The following is a 16,043-nucleotide window of genomic DNA, read 5'->3' as shown; positions in this document are numbered from 1 at the left end:
GTGGTCGCGGCTCAATCGCCGCAGCCCCTGCGCACCACCTCGTTGCGCAGGGCGGCTAAATCGCCTGCATCGGGGAGCTGGGGTTCAAACAGCAGAGCCCAGGCCAGCGACACATCTCCTGCTTCCAGGGCCATTTCGATCGCTGCCAGCCAGGCAGGGGGGCTCTGGCCTAGGGAGAGGATCAGGGCCGCGGTGCGGGCCATCCGCTCGGCGTCCGCACCCACTAATTGCACTTGGGCAAAGCTGCCCTCTGCCGCCTGCTCAGGTCTCAGGCGCAGCAGCACCACCTCGCCGGGGGCAATCGGGGCCAGGGGCCAGGCCAGGGGTGCGCGGAAGGGGCGCCCGGCAGGCGCAAGCTGCTGCCAAACCAGCAGGCCCTGGCGCTCGATGCGGAGCTCCAGCAGGGGTTCGACCACTACGAGCAGGGGCATGGGTGTGGGCACCAGGCCAATGGCATCCCCTTCTGTCACCGGCTCCACCCGGGGGGTCACCACGCAGACCGCTACTGGATCCACCGGCCGCTGCAGGGCCTGGGCAGAGTTGGCAAGCAGCCAGCCCAGCCCAAGGATCATCAGCAGGGCTGGGCGAAGGTGCTGCTTGCTCAACTGAAGCTGCCGAATGCCGTGCCAGAGAGAAGATCGCCAAAACTACCCACGGGCGTGTAGCCACCGCTGCGGCGCATCAGCACTTTCAAAAAGGTGGTGTTGAAGTCGACGGTTTCAAGAAACCGCACCCCCACATAGGAGGCTGACTCCAGCCGATCGACCCAGAGGGAGCTGGCCCGCAGCCGGATCGGATCGCCGAAGATGGGGTGTTGAATCGTGAGGGTGCCGACCAAACCAGGCACTACAGGCTCGCGGATGGGAAACAGCAGGCAGGCACCAGAGGAGCTCACATCCCAAAGGCGACCAATAAACGACATCAGATCGACATGAAAGTCGATCTGAATTGTCATGCTTATTGAGGGCACGATGTGCCTTTCCTCTTTCCTTGGGGAAGGATCCGGCATCAAGTCAAATGCAGGCGAATATTAGCAAACATCCGCGTGTTCACATCACCCAATAATTTGATCCCATTGTACTGAGGCGACTCGAAAAACCAACTGAGAAGAGGCTGAAAATTTTTATCTTGGCCAGGAGGTATTCAACCCGCGGCGCGGCTTAGGGCACCGCCGCAGCTGGAGCCCCCTCCGGCGGTGCAGCCAAAACAATGATCCGCCACTGCCACCCCATCTCCCTGCGGATCCCAGACCAGCAGTTCGCCAAGATGGCGCCTGGACCGGCCAGCTGCGTTCAGTCCAAGCTGCTGGTTGAAATCGCAGTCATAAAGCCAGCCCTGCCAGTCGACACTGATCAGGGAGCGACACATGACCCGCTCGAGATTCGCGCCGCAGTGCTTGTTTTGCAACAGGGCTTGGTAGGCCTCCAGCTTTCCCTGGGCTTGAAGCCAGCTGGCAAAACGCTGGATCGGCATATTGGCAAGGGCGTAGAGGCTGGTGAACACCACCCCGTAGTCGGCGGCGAGCACCCGGCGGTAGTCGGCCTCCAGCTGGGCTTGGGGAGGGGGTAGGTCAGGCCCCTGGGGGTTGTAGACGAGCTGCAGCTCTAGGCCGCTGCCTGGCTGGCCGTAGCCAAGGGCATTGAGCTGACGTAGAGCCTCGATGCTGCGCTCAAACACGCCGCTGCCTCGCTGGCGATCAACATTTTCGGCGGCGTAGCAGGGCAGGGAGGCCACCACCGTGACGCCCTGATCCGCCAGGAAACGGCCTAAATCAGCCTGGCCTGGTTCCGACAAAATCGTGAGGTTGCAGCGATCGAGCACCTCGACGCCAAGCTGGCGGGCAGCCACCACCAGCTCCCTGAACTGGGGATGGAGCTCCGGCGCTCCACCGGTGAGGTCGAGGCAGCTCAGCTGGCGAGCCGCCAGAACATGCGGGATCAGGGCCAGGGTGGCCGGATCCATCATTTCGGTGCGGGATGGTCCAGCGTTGACGTGGCAGTGGCTGCAGGCCTGGTTACAGCGGTAACCGAGGTTCACCTGCAGGGTTGTCAGGGGTCCCCGCTGCAGCGGCGGGAAGGCCGTTGCTGGCCCTTGGGCTCCTGTTAGGGGCGGGGCGGAATGGAGTTGCAATCCCCGTCCATTTGCGAACACCACCATCCTGCCGCCTACCCATGAACGAGCATGGTGAGTCGCTGGAACCGAGTTTGCGATGTTGCAGCAGCCCCCCCGCGGCTACGTGACCCTGGCTCGCCTGGGTTTGGTGGCCAATGGCCTGGCTATTCCCCTCGGCCTGGCGGTAATCCTGCTGGATCCCACCTGGCGCACGGCCAATCTCGTTGTGGGCGCCAGTGCCGTGCTGCCTACGGCCGTGGTGGGCCTGGTGGGCTCGATCGCCCTGCTCAAGTGGCGTGCCTGGGGACAGATCCTGGCGATCGTGGCCCTGTCTATGGCCCTGGCGGTGGGGCTGCCTTACGGAATCGTGCGCATGGCGCTGCTCAGTGAGGGCCGATTGCTCACCGCAGTGCTTTCTGGTCTGCTTTGGGCGGCTACGACTGCTGCGCTGGTGTTCTGGAGTCGACCCAGCATTCGCCGGTACTTGATCTGAGCTGGCCGGTCTGTCGCCGTAGCCACCAGCCCTCGAATCAGGGGAGTAATTTTGTAGCAACGGCTACATAAGCGGAAGGGATTGCCGCATTGGATGCCCCCACAAAGCGTTTTCAAATCGATCCCATGCCCAGCTCGCACCGTTACGCCGCCCTGCAGCAGATTCAGCGGCGACGCCCGGTGGCGACAACTGCTGCAGCCCCCTTCGATGAGCTGTGGGCTAGCGATGTGTTCGGCCTTCAGGCGATGAAGGAGGCCTTGCCTGGACGCATTTTTAAGTCGATCCAGCGCACCATCCGCGAGGGCGGCAAGCTCGATTTGTCGTTAGCCAACGCCGTGGCCGACGCCATGAAGACCTGGGCTACCGGGCGTGGAGCGCTGTATTACGCCCACGTTTTTTATCCGCTCACCAACTCAACGGCAGAGAAGCACGACGGCTTCATTTCGCCCAAAAGTGATGGTCGGGTGATCACCGAATTCACAGGCAAGCTGCTGGTGCAGGGCGAGCCAGACGGCTCCTCCTTCCCCAATGGCGGCATCCGCTCCACCTTTGAGGCCCGCGGCTACACCGCTTGGGACATCACCAGCCCCGCTTACCTGATGCAGACCCCCAACGGGGTCACCCTCTGCATTCCCACCGTTTTCGTTTCCTGGACCGGTGAGGCCCTAGATAAAAAAACGCCGCTGCTGCGCTCCAACGCCGCTATGAACCGACAGGCCCAGCGCCTGCTGCGTCTACTCGGTGAAACCGACGTAGCTCCGGTGAACTCCAGCTGCGGTGCCGAGCAGGAGTATTTCCTGGTCGACAACGCCTTCGTCGCCCTGCGCCCCGACCTGCTCCTCGCTGGCCGCACCCTGTTTGGCGCCCCGCCCGCCAAGGGCCAGCAATTCGACGACCACTACTTCGGCGCCATCCCCGAGCGAGTGCAGGTCTTCATGCAGGACGTGGAGCAGCAGCTCTACCGCCTGGGCGTTCCCGCCAAGACTCGCCACAACGAGGTGGCACCTGGTCAATTTGAAATTGCGCCCTACTTCGAAGCCGCAAACGTCGCTACCGACCACCAGCAGCTCACCATGACCGTGCTCAAGAGCACGGCCAAAAAGCACGGCTTCTCCTGCCTGCTGCACGAAAAGCCCTTCGCGGGGATCAACGGCTCGGGTAAGCACGTCAACTGGTCGATCGGCAACGCTACCCAGGGCAACCTGCTCGACCCCGGCCAGACCCCCCATGACAACCTGCAGTTCCTGCTGTTCTGCGCCGCCGTAATTCGCGGCGTTCACAGCTACGGACCACTGCTGCGCTCTGTGGTGGCGACCGCCGGCAACGACCACCGCCTTGGTGCCAATGAAGCTCCCCCGGCGATCATCTCGGTGTATTTGGGCAGCCAGCTCGAGGACGTGTTCAACCAGATCCGCGAGGGCAACCTGCAGAGTTCCGCCAAAGGCGGCGTCATGACTCTGGGGGTGGACACCCTGCCGGAATTCACCAAAGACCCTGGCGATCGCAACCGCACCTCACCATTTGCTTTCACAGGCAACCGCTTTGAATTCCGCGCCGTTGGTTCCAACCAATCGGTAGCCGGGCCCCTGGTGGCGATGAACACGGTGCTGGCCGATTCGATCGGCTGGATTGCCGATCGGCTGCAGAGCCAGCTCGAAAGCGGCACCGCCCTAGGAGAAGCGGCCTTCAACGTGCTCCAGCAGGTGATGCGCGAGCACGGCTCCGTCGTGTTTGGCGGTGACGGCTACTCCAGCGAATGGCATCGCCTGGCTGTCGAAGAGCGTGGCCTGGAAAACCTGCGCACCTGCGCCGATGCCCTGCCAGTGCTGCAGCGCCAGGAGGTGCGCGAGCTGTTTGAGCGCCAAGGAGTGCTCAGTGCGGTGGAGCTGGAGAGCCGCTTTGAGGTGTACGCCGAGCAGTACGTGCTGGCGATTGAAGTGGAGGCAAAGCTGGCCCTGCAGATCGCTCGCACCCAGGTATATCCAGCGGCTGTGCGCTATCTAGGCGAGTTGGGCCAGGCCCTGCAGGAGCAGCAGGCGATGGGCCTACATCCCAATCTCAAATTGCGCAATCAGTTGGGCGAACTGCTAGAGCAGCTCAACAACGGTTGCGAGAGCCTCGATCAGTCCCTACATGCCGCGCCCCACGGCACCGAAGCCCACATGCGTCACTGCGCCGATAGGCTGATGCCGCTAATCGGAGACCTGCGTTCGGCGGTGGATGGTCTGGAAGGCTTGGTCGACGACGACCTCTGGCCCCTGCCCAGCTACCAGGAGATGCTGTTTTTGCGTTGATGCCTGGTGGCCTAGCAACCTGCAATACCGGAAGATGTTGTGAAGGTGACAGTTTCGATCTGGCACAAGGGCCATGATTACCAGTAGAGCAGCGAAGCCAGACATGCCAGCAGTGCGCACCCAATCCCCCAGCCACGTGCGGATCTACCGCCTAGTCGATCGTCAGGGCGCCCCCCATCCGGTGCTCGACGACCTCTACGAATCCCTCGATGCCGCATGGAGCGAAGCGCTTGGCTGGTGGAACGACCACTGCGGTGGCAGCTCAGGCCCTGTGGAGATTGGCGTTGAAGTGAGTACTGCCAGCGGCGACTGGCGCACCCTACGGTTTCCAGGTTGCTGAATCCCTTGCTGCTGCCACCTCTCTCGAGTTGCGCGAGACAGCTGATTCAGGTCACCTGCACGCCCTTCCAGAAGGCCACCCGGCCGCGGATGTTGGCGGCAGCCTCCTTGGGCTCTGGATAAAACCAGACCGCATTGGCGTTCACCTGGCCATTGACCACCAGGTCGTAGTAGTGAGCCGTGCCTTTCCAACCGCACACGCTGGTGTGGCTCGAGGGGCGGATGCAGTCGGGGTCAAGGGCTGCGGCGGGGAAATAGGCGTTGCCGTCAACCTTGACGATGTCATCGCTGCTGGCAATCACCTGACCATTCCACTGGGCTTGCATGGGTCTTGGGGCGCAATTAAGGGCTGATTGTGGCAAGCACCGGGGGTAGGGATGGGGGCGGCAGGTGGGGTGTGGGATCCAGGGCCAGCAACTCGGCGCCCTGGCGACGCAGTTCGAAGTGCAGATGGGGGCCCGTCGCCGAGCCGGTCATGCCCACCATGCCCAGCGGTTGCCCCTGCTCCAGCCAGACGCCGCTCACCACGATGGCCTCGTGCAGATGGGCATAGAGCGTCTGCCAACCCTCGCCATGGTCCAGCAGCACGGTGGTGCCGTAGCCACTGATCGACTCCACCAGCAGCACCCGTCCGGCCCGGGAGGCGAGCACCACCGTGCCCTGCGGCGCCGCCAGATCAACGCCGGTGTGCAGCCGCCAGGCAGAGCGCCGCTCCGAGTAGCGCCAGCCCCAGGGGTCCAGGCTTTCGGCGGGTTGGGCCAACGGGTAAGCCAGGGGCGGCGGCGAGTTATCAGGTGTTGATGTCTGCAAGATGCCCCGGGCCAGAGATCCCTCCGATCCGGGGAGCCGCACATCCGGCACTAAAACGTGGCCCGGAAGCTCCTGGGGCATCGGGGGCCGCAACCCCTGGGGCTCCGCGGTCTGGGCCCGCAGCGGCGGCTGGCCAGCAACCGCTGCCAAAAACAACGGCAACAGCACGGACCAGCTCCGGTGGGTCATGGCTCAGGGGATCTGGCTCAGCGCCAATCGGGGTCGTAGATCCGCAGGGTGCCAAATCCCAGCGAAGCTGGCGAGGGGTTGGGGCCGGCTGGGTAGGCCGTCACCTGGAACATGTAGGTGTCGGAGACAGCCGGGTTGTTCCAGGGTTTGAGCACCACGGTGAGCGTGGCCCCGGGAGAAACGGGCTCAGGGAAGCTGAGGGTGAAGCGGCGCGCATCGCTATCGAACTGGGCCAGCACTGGCACGCGGGGACCCTGCTGGCGCGGCCGGCCCAAAAAGGCTGAGGTGCGATCCACAAAGAATGGAAAGCTGGTATCAACGCCGCGGGTCTGCTGAATGGTGAGGCCGCCGAGGGCGGCACCGGCGTCGGCATCGAGGCTGATCGTGAAGTAGTACTCGGCGCTGGTCTGCCAGACGGTGGTGTAGTAGCTCACCAGATCAACCTTCCAGGGGGCCTTGGTGAAGTAGGTGGCCCCCTTGAGTTCCAGGGCTCGGGCGGCGGGGATCGCAAGCGGCGAGATTGCGGGCGCCCCGGTAATGCAGCTGGCCAGGGCCCAGCCGAGCGCAACGGCGACGCGTCGAAGACGGGGCACAGGCACTAGGGCATTAAGCAGTTGGCAAAACGCTAGGAGCGGCCCGCAGGAATGGCTGGGGATCCTGATCGCGGCGATGGCCCACCGGAATCGGCGCCCCCTGGGCTGTGCCATCCGCTGGATCGAGACTGGCAGTGGCCTCCAAGGCCTGGCGCAGGCACCGAGCCGCATGCAGCGGCATATCCCGGGGCACGCTGATGCGATCGCGCAGGTAGCGCAGGGCAGGGGCAGAGCCCGCCGGTGCTGGCAGGGGCTTGGCGTGGATCAGGGCCGTGAGAGCTGTGCGGAGCGGGACATCGAAGTTTTCCGCTCCCACGGGGCTGCGGCCAAGAATTGCCGCTCGGTGCTTGATCACCCGGCTGAGGGCAAAGGCTGCCGCATTGGCCGGTTCGGCCTGGCTGGTTTCCGGGTCGGGGCTGCCCAGGGGCCAGGGGCCCCGATCGATTTGAGTGGCTAATGCTTGTTGGTTGGCATCTCCGCTGGCATAGCAGCCACCCATCTGGGGCGGTAGGTCGTGGGCATGGGTGTGGAAGTCGCTCTGGGTGCCTAAGTAGCTGGGGCGCTGCTCCAGCGCCTCAAACCAGCGGCCAATGGCCGGATGCTCGCTGCGCAGCAGAAAACCCTTGTAGTAGGCCAGGCTTGCTGCCATGCGCTCCACGTAGGGCACGAACACCAGATCAGCCGTGCCTAGCTCGCCAAGCAGAAAGGGCCCACTTTGCTGGCTGAGCGCCTGCTCAAAGTTGCCTGCAATGCGCTGAAAAGCCGCCCTGGCAGCTTGCTCCTGGGCGGGCCGCAGCCCCGGACTGCAGAGCCATTGGCACCAGGCGCGGAACAGCAGGCGCTCCAGTTGGCGCAGGGGCAGCACCGCCGGATCGTTCATGCCCAGCACCAGGGGCCCGAAGGCCCCCTCGAGGGCTTCAAGAATGCGATCGCTCTCAGTGATCAACCGGCCATCGAGCTCAAGCGCCGGCAGCATCCCCGAAGGAACTAGCCGTTTGAACCAAGCCTCCTTTTCGCCGTAGCAAAACATGGTGACCTTGCGAATCCGGTACGGGATCCGCTTCTCTTCGAGCCAAAGCCACACCTTCTGGCAGTAGGGACACCAGGCATGGTGGTCGCGGAAAAGAGTGACCCGCACTGCCTCCTCCGGCTGACCAAACAAACGCAGCCGGGCCTGGGCGCTGGTAGGACCGTTGACTGGATCGGCTGGGGACGCACCGAGGCGTTCGAGCTCTTGCCAATCGAGCACTCCCTCGGCTTTCGACTCCATGCCTATCGCTGCAGCAGCCTTGGTTCTAGGAGCTCGCGGGGTGCTCAGTGGCCTAACTAAGTTTCAAGAGCGAAGTTTCATACCAGAGATCCAATGTTCGACGCCTTCACCAAGGTTGTTGCCCAGGCTGATGCCCGAGATCAAGAGCCAAGGGATGGGGCCAGGCAGCTCAGCTGAAGACCTCAATAGTGAGCATCAGGGCATCAGTCACGAAGGATTGCTTCACTCCGCGGCAGCTAACTAACTCGTGAACCGATCCAACCGTGAACGGATCCAACATCAAAAAAGGGCTGAGGACCAGTCATGGAGTTGCCCAGTTGGCCCTCTAGACCCTCTCTGCCGTCGATCCTCGGCGGCACATTCGGCGGCTTCTAGTCAGCGACGTCCGTCCCAAGATTGGGCTGCCAGCCAACACAGGGCGGAAGGGATCAGCGTTCTCGTGAACGGTGTCATTTGCTACCCACAGGACTGCAGCGCTGCACGATTGTGGCCTGGTGAACATTAGAGGTCACCTTCCTTCATGGCCCAAGTCCCCATCGCTGGCGGCGGTCCAACCCCGCTCGCTGTCTTTGATCGATTCCGCACCCAGCTTCTCGCCAAGGTTCAGGAGCCTGAACTGAAGCGTTACGCCGTGATGCTGCTCGCCTTTGGTGCTGGCCTGCTGCCGCTGATGGCCGGCTCCGCCAAGGCAGCCTTGACCAAGGTCCCCACCGACGGCGCCGACACCCTGCTGATGCTGATGGGTTCAGCCCTGGTTCTACTTATGACCCCAGGCCTGGCGTTCTTCTACGGCGGCTTCACCCGCGCCAAGAACGTGCTCAACACCATGATGATGAGCTTTTTCCTGATGGGGCTCATCGGTGTCGTCTGGGTTGTGATCGGCTACTCCCTCTCCTTCGACACCGGCTTCGGCAGCCCCTTCATCGGTGGTCTCGGCCAGATGTGGCTCAACGGCGTAGGCGGTGAGCTCGGTGATGCTCCACTAGCTGATGGCTTCGCCATCTCCGCTTCCTCCTTCGCCCTTTTCCAGGGCATGTTCGCGATCATCACCCCGGCGCTTATTTCCGGCGCCCTTGTGGAGCGGATCAACTTCAAGGCCTGGTTCTGGTTCTCCCTGCTCTGGAGCCTGTTCATCTACTGCCCCATGTGCAAGATGGTTTGGGGCGGTGGCTACATCGGTCCCTTTGGTGAGATCGGCGCCATCGACTTTGCCGGCGGCACAGTTGTTCACATTGCTGCAGGCGTGGCGGCTCTGGTGGCCACTGCGATTGTGGGTCCGCGCAGCGGCTTCCCCGGCAGCAAGCGTCCTCCCCACAACGTGCCCTTCATCCTCCTGGGTGCCGGCCTGCTCTGGTTCGGCTGGTTCGGCTTCAACGGCGCCAGCTACTTCGCTGCTAAGGGTGCCGGCTTCTCCTTCCTGACCACCACCCTGTCGGCCTCAACGGCCCTGCTCACCTGGTGCTTGATTGAGTGGTTCCGTGATGGCAAACCCACCGCCGTGGGAGCCGCCACCGGCGCCGTGGCTGGTCTGGTGGGCATCACCCCCGCCGCAGGCTTCGTCTACATGCCCCAGGCTCTAATCATCGGTGCGGCGACCTCCATCGCCTGCTACATCGCAGTTCAGGTGAAGTCGGCCATCAACTTTGATGACTCCCTCGATGCCTTCGCCGTCCACGGCGTAGGTGGCACGGTGGGAGCCCTGCTCACCGGCGCCCTAGCCATCCCTGCCCTGGTGCCGGCCGACTACTTCCCAAAATCGGCAGCAATCCTCGCCAGCGGCGGCAACACCGCCCTGTTCGTGGCCCACGTCAAGGCCGTGCTGATCAGCTACGGGTTTGTCGGCATCGGCACCGCGGTCATTCTCTGGATCGTTGGCGCCACGGTGGGCCTCAGGGTCACTCCTGAGCAGGAAGAACGTGGACTCGACTTCGTCGCCCACGGGGAAGAGGCTTACGACCCCACGACCAACTGAAGCTGAATCACCATGAAAATGATCACGGCAATGGTCCGCCCTTCCAAGGTGGAAGCAATCAAAACAACCCTCGTCGGCCTCGATGTGGTCGGCATGACTCTTGTCGATGTCCGCGGTTTCGGTCGACAGAAGGGTCAGGTGGAGCGCTACCGCGGCAACGAGTTCACCGTTGACTTCCTACCCAAGTCCAAGATCGTTGTAGTAGTGACTGACGACAAGTTGGAAGCCACCCTCACTGCCATCCTCGAGGCCGCCCGAACCGGTGAAATCGGTGATGGCAAGATCTTCGTCACCCCCGTTGAGGAAGCCATCCGCATCCGCACCGGTGAGCGCGGCGACACGGCGATCTGATCACCCACCTCTTGATTTGATGTGGTGTTTTCATCTGGGACACCTCAACTGCCCCCCGTCAGGGGGGCTTTTTTATGGCTGCTGACAATGCCACCAGCTTCCCTGGATTCGTCGCTGAGCTGGGGAGCACCCTTCCGCCCAAGGACTTCACGCCATAGCGTGAGGACCTCCATTCCTTCATCTCCAAGCCCCATGAACAGCTCCTACGACCTGATCGTGCTGGGGGCCGGCTCGGGTGGTCTAGCTGCTGCCAAACGGGCCGCAAGCTATGGCGCCCGGGTGGCGATCGTGGAGGGCGATCGGGTGGGCGGCACCTGCGTGATCCGCGGCTGCGTGCCCAAAAAGCTGCTGGTTTATGGCTCCGCTTACAAACATTTGCTTGCAGATGCAGCCAGCTATGGCTGGGAAATCGAGGGGATTCGCCGCAACCCCAGCACCCTGCTGGCCAATGTGCGCGCTGAGGTAGATCGGCTCAATCAGCTGCACCTCGGCTTTCTTGAAAAAGCAGGGGTAGAGCTGGTGCGCGGCTGGGGCTGCTTTGAAGACGGTCACACCGTTGCCGTTGGCGAGCGCCGCCTGGGGGCCGAGCGCATCTTGATTGCGGTGGGGGGGCGGCCCCAACGGCCAGCGATTCCAGGGGCAGAGCTGGGCTGGGTGAGCGATGAGATGTTTCTGCTGGAGCAACTACCGGAGCGCCTTGTGGTGGTGGGTGCTGGCTTCATCGCCTGTGAATTCGCCTGCATCCTCAATGGCCTTGGCGTGGCCGTGACCCAGCTGGTGCGCGGCAATCATTTGCTGCGGGGCTTTGATCTTGAAGCTGCCAAGGCGGTCCAGGAGGGCATGGAGCAGGAGGGTATTGAGATTCGCTTTGCCCACAGTCCTGCAGCTATCACTGGCAGTGCTGGCAACCTCAGCGTCCACACCGAGGCTGGCGAAATCATTCCTTGCGGTGGGGTGTTGCTTGCCACAGGCAGGCGCCCTTTCCTGGAGGGCCTGCGCCTTGAGGCAGCGGCTATCGCCACTGAGGCTAATCGCATTCCGGTGGATAGCGAGCAGCGAACAAACGTGCCCCACATCTATGCAGTTGGCGATGTCACCGACCGCATCAACCTCACCCCGGTTGCCATTGATGAGGGACGCGCTTTTGCCGACAGTGTCTATGGCACTAGCCCGCGCCAGGTGGACCACAGCCTGGTGGCATGTGCGGTATTCAGTCAGCCGGAGCTGGCCAGTGTGGGGCTCAGCGAAGAGGAGGCGATCCAGCGCCATGGCCCAGGGGGCGTGCGGGTGCATCGGGCCCGTTTCCGGCCGATGAGCCAGGCCTTGCCGGCCCGGGGGCCCAGGGTATTGCTCAAGTTGGTGGTGGAGCTGGAAAGCGGCAAGGTGCTGGGCTGCCACATGGTCGGCGAGCACAGCGCTGAAATTATCCAGATGGCAGCCATCGCCATTGGCATGGGCGCCACCAAGGCCGACTTCGATCGCACCATGGCCCTGCACCCCTCGGTTGCCGAGGAGTTTGTGACCATGCCGAACTAGGCCGTGACCCGGCTTTTGCGCCAATCATCCGCCAGCATCACCACAAGGGGCGCCAGCAGGACCATCGGCAGGGCCCGGCTGTCAATTGGCACCATCGCCGCTAGCCGCGACAGGGGCGGCCAATAGAGCAATAGCGCTGTGAAGAGAATTTCAGCTGCTATGCCAAGCCAAAGCAGGGGATTGCGGCGCCAGCCCTGCTGCACCAAGTTGACGAAGGCGGAGCGATGCTCACTGCGGCAGGCCATCGCCACACCGATTTGGCCAGCCACGATGCAGCTGAAGGCCACACTTGAGGCCTGCTGCTGGCTGGCCACGAGGGCTGGTCCGGCCTCGCCATGGAGGAGCAGGGGGGCTGCCAGCCTGAGCTCGGCCAAACCCACACCCTGCTGCTGCCAGCTGAGCAGGTAGGCCGTCATCGACACCACGGCTTCGCTCAGGCCCAGCACCAGATAGGCGCGCAGCATCAGGGGCCGATCCAGCAGCGGCGCCGAGCGGCGCCGGGGCGGTTGGCGCATCAATCCAGATTCGGGCGCCTCGGCGCCTAGCCCCAGGGCGGGTAGTAAATCGGTGCCCAGATCCACCGCCAGGATTTGCAGCACGGTTAGGGCCGCCGGGATTTGCACGGTCACCATGGCTAGAAACGGAGCCATCTCGGCCACGTTGCTAGCCAGCACGTAGGGCAGGAACTTGCGAATGTTGGCCACCACGCCGCGGCCAAAGCGCACCGCCGTGACGATCGTGGCGAAGTTGTCGTCTAGCAGCACCACATCGGCGGCCTCCCTTGCCACATCGGTGCCCACCAGGCCCATAGCTATGCCCACATCGGCCGCCCGCAAGGCCGGGGCATCATTGACCCCATCGCCAGTGACCGCAACCACTTCGCCGAGGGAGCGGTAGGCCTGCACAAGCCGTAGCTTCTGCTCCGGGGCCATCCGGGCAAACACCAGCCGGTTGCGGTATTTGAGCAGCTGGCGCAGGTGCACATCGCTGATCAGCTCGAGCTGGTCGCCTTGTATTACCCGCACCGGATCAGCCTGGGGATGGTTGTCACCCTTGGCCGGCATATCCAGCAGGCCGATCTGGCGAGCTATCGCCTGGGCGGTGAGGCCGTAGTCGCCAGTCACCATCGTGACCTTGATGCCCGCCTGGTGACACTGGCGAATCGCCTCAGGCACCTCCGGCCGGGGCGGGTCGTAGAGCGCGATCAAGCCCAACAAGTTGAGCTTTTGCTCCAGTTGATCGGCTGGGGCTTGCTCCTCTGTGGCCTCGAGACTGCGCTGGGCCACTGCGATGACGCGGTAGCCGCGGCAAGCAAGATCGTCGTTGGCGGCTACTGCCTGGGCGCGGCCCGCCGGACTACAGCGCTCTAGCAGCTCCAGGGGTGCCCCCTTGGTGATCAGCTGCAGCCCGGCCTCGGTGGCCACGATCACGCTCATCCGGCGACGATGGGAGTCAAATGGCAGCTCCCGGCTGCGGGTATGGCGCTGCTGATGCACCTCGAGGCCCAGGTCTCGAGCCCGGGCTGCCACCAGCAGGGCGGTTTCAGTGGGGTCGCCGAGGGCTCGGCTGCCGTCACCGCTGGCTTTGAGCTGGGCGTTTGAACAAAGGCAGGCCGCCAGCAACAGCTCGGCTTCTCCACCTCGATCAACCCCTGGCTGCTCGCCTGCCTGGGGCAGCCAGATCTCCTCCACCGCCATGCGGTTGCAGGTGAGGGTGCCGGTTTTATCGCTGCAGATCACGCTTACCGAGCCGAGGGTCTCCACGGCTGAAAGCCTGCGCACCAGTGCTTTCTGACTGGCCATGCGCTGAACATTGATCGCCAGGGCCAAGGTGACCGTGGGCAGTAAGCCCTCGGGCACGTTGGCAACGATGATGCCAACTGCGAACACCAGGCTTTCGAGGGGACCCATCCCCACAAACAGAAGGCTGAGGCTGAAGGTGATCGCCCCCATGATTAAGGCGATGGCTGTGATGGTGCGCACGATGTGGCCCACCTGCTGCTCCAAGGTGCTGATGCCCCTGGTTGTGGCGGCGGTGAGGTGGGCCACATGGCCGAATTCGGTTTCACCGCCGGTGGCGTAAACGATGGCCTCGCCGCGACCGCCGGCCACGCTGGTGCCCGCCAAAACCAGATTGGCCCGTTCCCGGGTCGGAATCAGGACAACATTGCCTGCCGGAAGTGAGTCGATGGCATCGGCATGGCGCGCCACTGGCTGGGATTCGCCAGTGAGCACCGAGAGATCCAGGCTCAGTTCGTTGGCCTGGATCAGGCGAGCATCGGCGGGCACCTGGTCTCCCTCCTCCAGCAGGATTCGGTCGCCCGGCACGAGCAGCTCGGCATCGAGCTCGGTGAGTTCACCGTTGCGCCAGAGCCGCACCTGGCGGGGTAGGGATCGCTTCAGCGCCGTCAGGGTGCGCTCGGCTTGGTAGTCCTGCCAGAAGGAAAACAGGCCGTTGACCAGCACTACTGCCCAAATAGCCCAGCCCAGCTGGGGCGTGCCCGCTGCAAATGCCAGGGCCCCAGCCACCCAGAGCAGCAGGGCCATGAAGTGCACCAGTTGATCGACAAACCTCAGCAGCAGGGAACGGCGGCGCTGGCTTGGGAGGCGATTGGCTCCAAACCGCTCCAACCGCCGCTGGGCCTCTGAGTCGCTCAGGCCTTGGAGTGTGGACTGCAGAGTTGCCGGCACTGCCTGCGCTGGGATGCTCCAGATCGGCTGGCTGGCAGAGAGCTGCATGGCGGCTTTAGATAGATGGTGGGGCAAGCCCCTTCTCGTCAAACACCCCTTCAAACAAAACGGAACTCAAGTAGCGCTCGCCCGAGTCGGGCAGCACTACCACGATGGTTTTGCCGGCGTAGGCCTCCTCTCGGGCTAGCCGCAGGGCGGCCGTGGCTGCGGCACCACAGGAGATGCCCGCCAGGATTCCCTCTTCCTTCATCAGCCGGCGGGCCATGGCCACCGCCTCCTGGTCGCTAACGGTTTCGACCCGGTCCACCAGGTCCAGATCGAGGTTTGCGGGCACAAAGCCAGCGCCGATGCCCTGGATCTTGTGGGGACCGGGCTTGAGCTCCTGCCCTGCCTTGGCCTGGCTGATCACTGGGCTGTTGTCGGGTTCAACTGCCACCGACACCAGCGGCTTGCCCAGGGTTCCCTTGATGTAACGGCTAACGCCAGTGATGGTGCCTCCGGTGCCCACTCCAGCCACGAGCACATCCACCGATCCTTCGGTGTCTGACCAAATTTCAGGGCCGGTGGTGTCGTGGTGGATCTGGGGGTTTGCCGGATTGGAAAACTGCTGCAGAAGGACGTAGCGGTCGGGGTCGGAGGCTGCCATTTCCTTGGCAGCGCCGATGGCGCCGGGCATACCCATCCTTCCTTCAGTGAGAACGAGGTGGGCGCCGTAGGCCGTGAGCAGTTTGCGGCGCTCCAGGCTCATGGTCTCCGGCATCGTCAGGGTTAGGGGGATCCCCTTGGCGGCGGCCACGAAAGCCAGGGCGATGCCGGTATTGCCGCTGGTGGGCTCCACCAGCTCCTTGCCAGGTCCCAGCAGTCCCTCCTGCTCGGCTCGCCAAATCATGGCGGCGCCGATGCGGCACTTCACCGAAAAGGCAGGGTTGCGGCCTTCAATCTTGGCCAGTACGCGGGCCTTGCATCCCTCGGTGACCCGATTGAGCTGCACTAGGGGGGTTTTGCCGATGGTGAGGCTGTGGTCGGCGTAGACGCTCGTCATCCGTTTGGGGAGCCATTCTCTTGGCGCACCCTAGGGATGCTCTGCCAAGCGAACAGCAAGAATTAGCCTGTTTTTACAGGTCTTGTGGTCAACAACATCGATCTGCAGTAGGTGAGCCAACTCGATGCCTCACGCAAGGCCTTGGGCTTGGCCCCTGGGGTTGACCCGACTGGGGCCCGCCGCACCCCGGCATAAGCGGTGCTTATGGGATTCATCAGCAGGGCTTTGGCGCCTCCCGGCCAGCCTTCTCACTAATCCCGCAATCTTCCGTTACAGTCCTGTTACGCAATGTCCTTGCGCTCGACGGGATTCCGTCTGGTGGCTTGCCACCTTCCATACCCGTTCCTCTGGA

15 protein-coding genes are annotated in these 16,043 nt (G+C 63.4%); 6 read left to right on the top strand and 9 right to left on the bottom strand.

Translation table 11 applies throughout. The annotated features are described in order from the left end of the window. Positions 1–11: 11 nt before the first annotated feature. The 3 genes from KBY74_RS04330 to arsS form a co-directional block, all read right to left on the bottom strand. Positions 12–605 (bottom strand): hypothetical protein, encoded by a 594-nt coding sequence (locus KBY74_RS04330; protein ID WP_254941658.1) that lies wholly within the window; start codon positions 603–605, stop codon positions 12–14. Further along, complete coding sequence (locus KBY74_RS04325) at positions 602–1,009, bottom strand: PilZ domain-containing protein (protein ID WP_254941657.1); 408 nt, start codon at positions 1,007–1,009, stop codon at positions 602–604. Before KBY74_RS04325 ends, KBY74_RS04330 begins: the two co-directional genes overlap by 4 nt. Before the next feature lie 134 nt (positions 1,010–1,143). Then, positions 1,144–2,157: an arsenosugar biosynthesis radical SAM (seleno)protein ArsS gene (arsS, locus tag KBY74_RS04320; RefSeq protein WP_254941656.1), complete on the bottom strand. Its 1,014-nt coding sequence runs from the start codon at positions 2,155–2,157 to the stop codon at positions 1,144–1,146. A gap of 52 nt (positions 2,158–2,209) precedes the next feature. On the opposite strand from arsS, the gene KBY74_RS04315 reads away from it, so the two are divergent. From KBY74_RS04315 to KBY74_RS04305, 3 genes are all read left to right on the top strand, one after another. Further along, entirely contained in the window at positions 2,210–2,605 is a 396-nt protein-coding gene (locus tag KBY74_RS04315; protein WP_241518200.1) for a Hepatitis C virus core protein, read from the top strand. Positions 2,606–2,730: 125 nt separating this feature from the next. Next, positions 2,731–4,899 carry a glutamine synthetase III gene (locus tag KBY74_RS04310; protein ID WP_254941655.1) on the top strand — a complete coding sequence of 723 codons (2,169 nt, stop codon included), beginning with the start codon at positions 2,731–2,733 and terminating at the stop codon, positions 4,897–4,899. Positions 4,900–4,972: 73 nt separating this feature from the next. Next, on the top strand, positions 4,973–5,239 hold the full coding sequence (locus KBY74_RS04305) for a hypothetical protein (RefSeq protein ID WP_315856777.1): 267 nt from the start codon (positions 4,973–4,975) through the stop codon (positions 5,237–5,239). Positions 5,240–5,285: 46 nt separating this feature from the next. Here KBY74_RS04305 and KBY74_RS04300 read toward each other — a convergent pair whose 3' ends face one another. The 4 genes from KBY74_RS04300 to KBY74_RS04285 are packed head-to-tail and all read right to left on the bottom strand — an operon-like array spanning position 5,286 to position 8,100. Then, entirely contained in the window at positions 5,286–5,564 is a 279-nt protein-coding gene (locus KBY74_RS04300) for a DUF427 domain-containing protein (RefSeq protein ID WP_254941654.1), read from the bottom strand. 16 nt (positions 5,565–5,580) lie between these two features. Continuing rightward, positions 5,581–6,237, bottom strand: coding sequence for a M23 family metallopeptidase (locus KBY74_RS04295; RefSeq protein WP_254941653.1), 657 nt, complete (start codon positions 6,235–6,237; stop codon positions 5,581–5,583). A gap of 17 nt (positions 6,238–6,254) precedes the next feature. Continuing rightward, positions 6,255–6,830, bottom strand: a complete 576-nt coding sequence (locus tag KBY74_RS04290; RefSeq protein WP_254941652.1) for a DUF2808 domain-containing protein — start codon at positions 6,828–6,830, stop codon at positions 6,255–6,257. Between the two features lie 13 nt (positions 6,831–6,843). Next, a complete protein-coding gene (locus KBY74_RS04285; protein WP_254941651.1) occupies positions 6,844–8,100 on the bottom strand; it encodes a glutathione S-transferase family protein in 1,257 nt (418 codons plus the stop codon). 520 nt (positions 8,101–8,620) lie between these two features. Between KBY74_RS04285 and KBY74_RS04280 the strand changes: the two genes are divergently transcribed. The 3 genes from KBY74_RS04280 (at position 8,621) to gorA (ending at position 11,959) form a co-directional block, all read left to right on the top strand. Then, the gene (locus KBY74_RS04280; protein ID WP_254941650.1) at positions 8,621–10,072 is read left to right on the top strand and encodes an ammonium transporter; all 1,452 of its coding nucleotides are present in this window, start codon (positions 8,621–8,623) and stop codon (positions 10,070–10,072) included. A 12-nt stretch (positions 10,073–10,084) separates the two neighbouring features. Next, complete coding sequence (locus KBY74_RS04275) at positions 10,085–10,423, top strand: P-II family nitrogen regulator (protein ID WP_254941649.1); 339 nt, start codon at positions 10,085–10,087, stop codon at positions 10,421–10,423. 192 nt (positions 10,424–10,615) lie between these two features. Further along, entirely contained in the window at positions 10,616–11,959 is a 1,344-nt protein-coding gene (gorA, locus tag KBY74_RS04270) for a glutathione-disulfide reductase (RefSeq protein WP_254941648.1), read from the top strand. Here the strand turns inward: gorA and KBY74_RS04265 are convergent. Both KBY74_RS04265 and cysK read right to left on the bottom strand, forming a co-directional pair. After that, positions 11,956–14,697: a cation-transporting P-type ATPase gene (locus KBY74_RS04265; protein WP_254941647.1), complete on the bottom strand. Its 2,742-nt coding sequence runs from the start codon at positions 14,695–14,697 to the stop codon at positions 11,956–11,958. The two genes, gorA and KBY74_RS04265, sit on opposite strands and share 4 nt — an antisense overlap. A 7-nt stretch (positions 14,698–14,704) precedes the next feature. Next, on the bottom strand, positions 14,705–15,691 hold the full coding sequence (gene cysK / locus KBY74_RS04260) for a cysteine synthase A (protein ID WP_254941646.1): 987 nt from the start codon (positions 15,689–15,691) through the stop codon (positions 14,705–14,707). Positions 15,692–16,043: the final 352 nt, after the last annotated feature.

The sequence above is a fragment of the Cyanobium sp. A1C-AMD genome (assembly GCF_024346495.1).
Classification (GTDB): Bacteria; Cyanobacteriota; Cyanobacteriia; order PCC-6307; family Cyanobiaceae; genus Cyanobium_A; species Cyanobium_A usitatum.
The sequence above is the reverse complement of the archived record's forward strand: the minus strand, read 5'-3'. Positions and strand labels throughout refer to the sequence as shown.

Excerpts from the sequence above, each read along its gene's own strand:
- KBY74_RS04325 (WP_254941657.1), bottom strand. The coding sequence starts at position 1,009 with ATGCCGGATCCTTCCCCAAGGAAAGAGGAAAGGCACATCGTGCCCTCA.
- arsS (WP_254941656.1), bottom strand. The coding sequence starts at position 2,157 with ATGGTGGTGTTCGCAAATGGACGGGGATTGCAACTCCATTCCGCCCCG.
- KBY74_RS04315 (WP_241518200.1), top strand. The coding sequence starts at position 2,210 with ATGTTGCAGCAGCCCCCCCGCGGCTACGTGACCCTGGCTCGCCTGGGT.
- KBY74_RS04310 (WP_254941655.1), top strand. The coding sequence starts at position 2,731 with ATGCCCAGCTCGCACCGTTACGCCGCCCTGCAGCAGATTCAGCGGCGA.
- KBY74_RS04305 (WP_315856777.1), top strand. The coding sequence starts at position 4,973 with ATGATTACCAGTAGAGCAGCGAAGCCAGACATGCCAGCAGTGCGCACC.
- KBY74_RS04300 (WP_254941654.1), bottom strand. The coding sequence starts at position 5,564 with ATGCAAGCCCAGTGGAATGGTCAGGTGATTGCCAGCAGCGATGACATC.
- KBY74_RS04295 (WP_254941653.1), bottom strand. The coding sequence starts at position 6,237 with ATGACCCACCGGAGCTGGTCCGTGCTGTTGCCGTTGTTTTTGGCAGCG.
- KBY74_RS04285 (WP_254941651.1), bottom strand. The coding sequence starts at position 8,100 with ATGGAGTCGAAAGCCGAGGGAGTGCTCGATTGGCAAGAGCTCGAACGC.
- KBY74_RS04280 (WP_254941650.1), top strand. The coding sequence starts at position 8,621 with ATGGCCCAAGTCCCCATCGCTGGCGGCGGTCCAACCCCGCTCGCTGTC.
- KBY74_RS04275 (WP_254941649.1), top strand. The coding sequence starts at position 10,085 with ATGAAAATGATCACGGCAATGGTCCGCCCTTCCAAGGTGGAAGCAATC.
- gorA (WP_254941648.1), top strand. The coding sequence starts at position 10,616 with ATGAACAGCTCCTACGACCTGATCGTGCTGGGGGCCGGCTCGGGTGGT.
- KBY74_RS04265 (WP_254941647.1), bottom strand. The coding sequence starts at position 14,697 with ATGCAGCTCTCTGCCAGCCAGCCGATCTGGAGCATCCCAGCGCAGGCA.
- cysK (WP_254941646.1), bottom strand. The coding sequence starts at position 15,691 with ATGACGAGCGTCTACGCCGACCACAGCCTCACCATCGGCAAAACCCCC.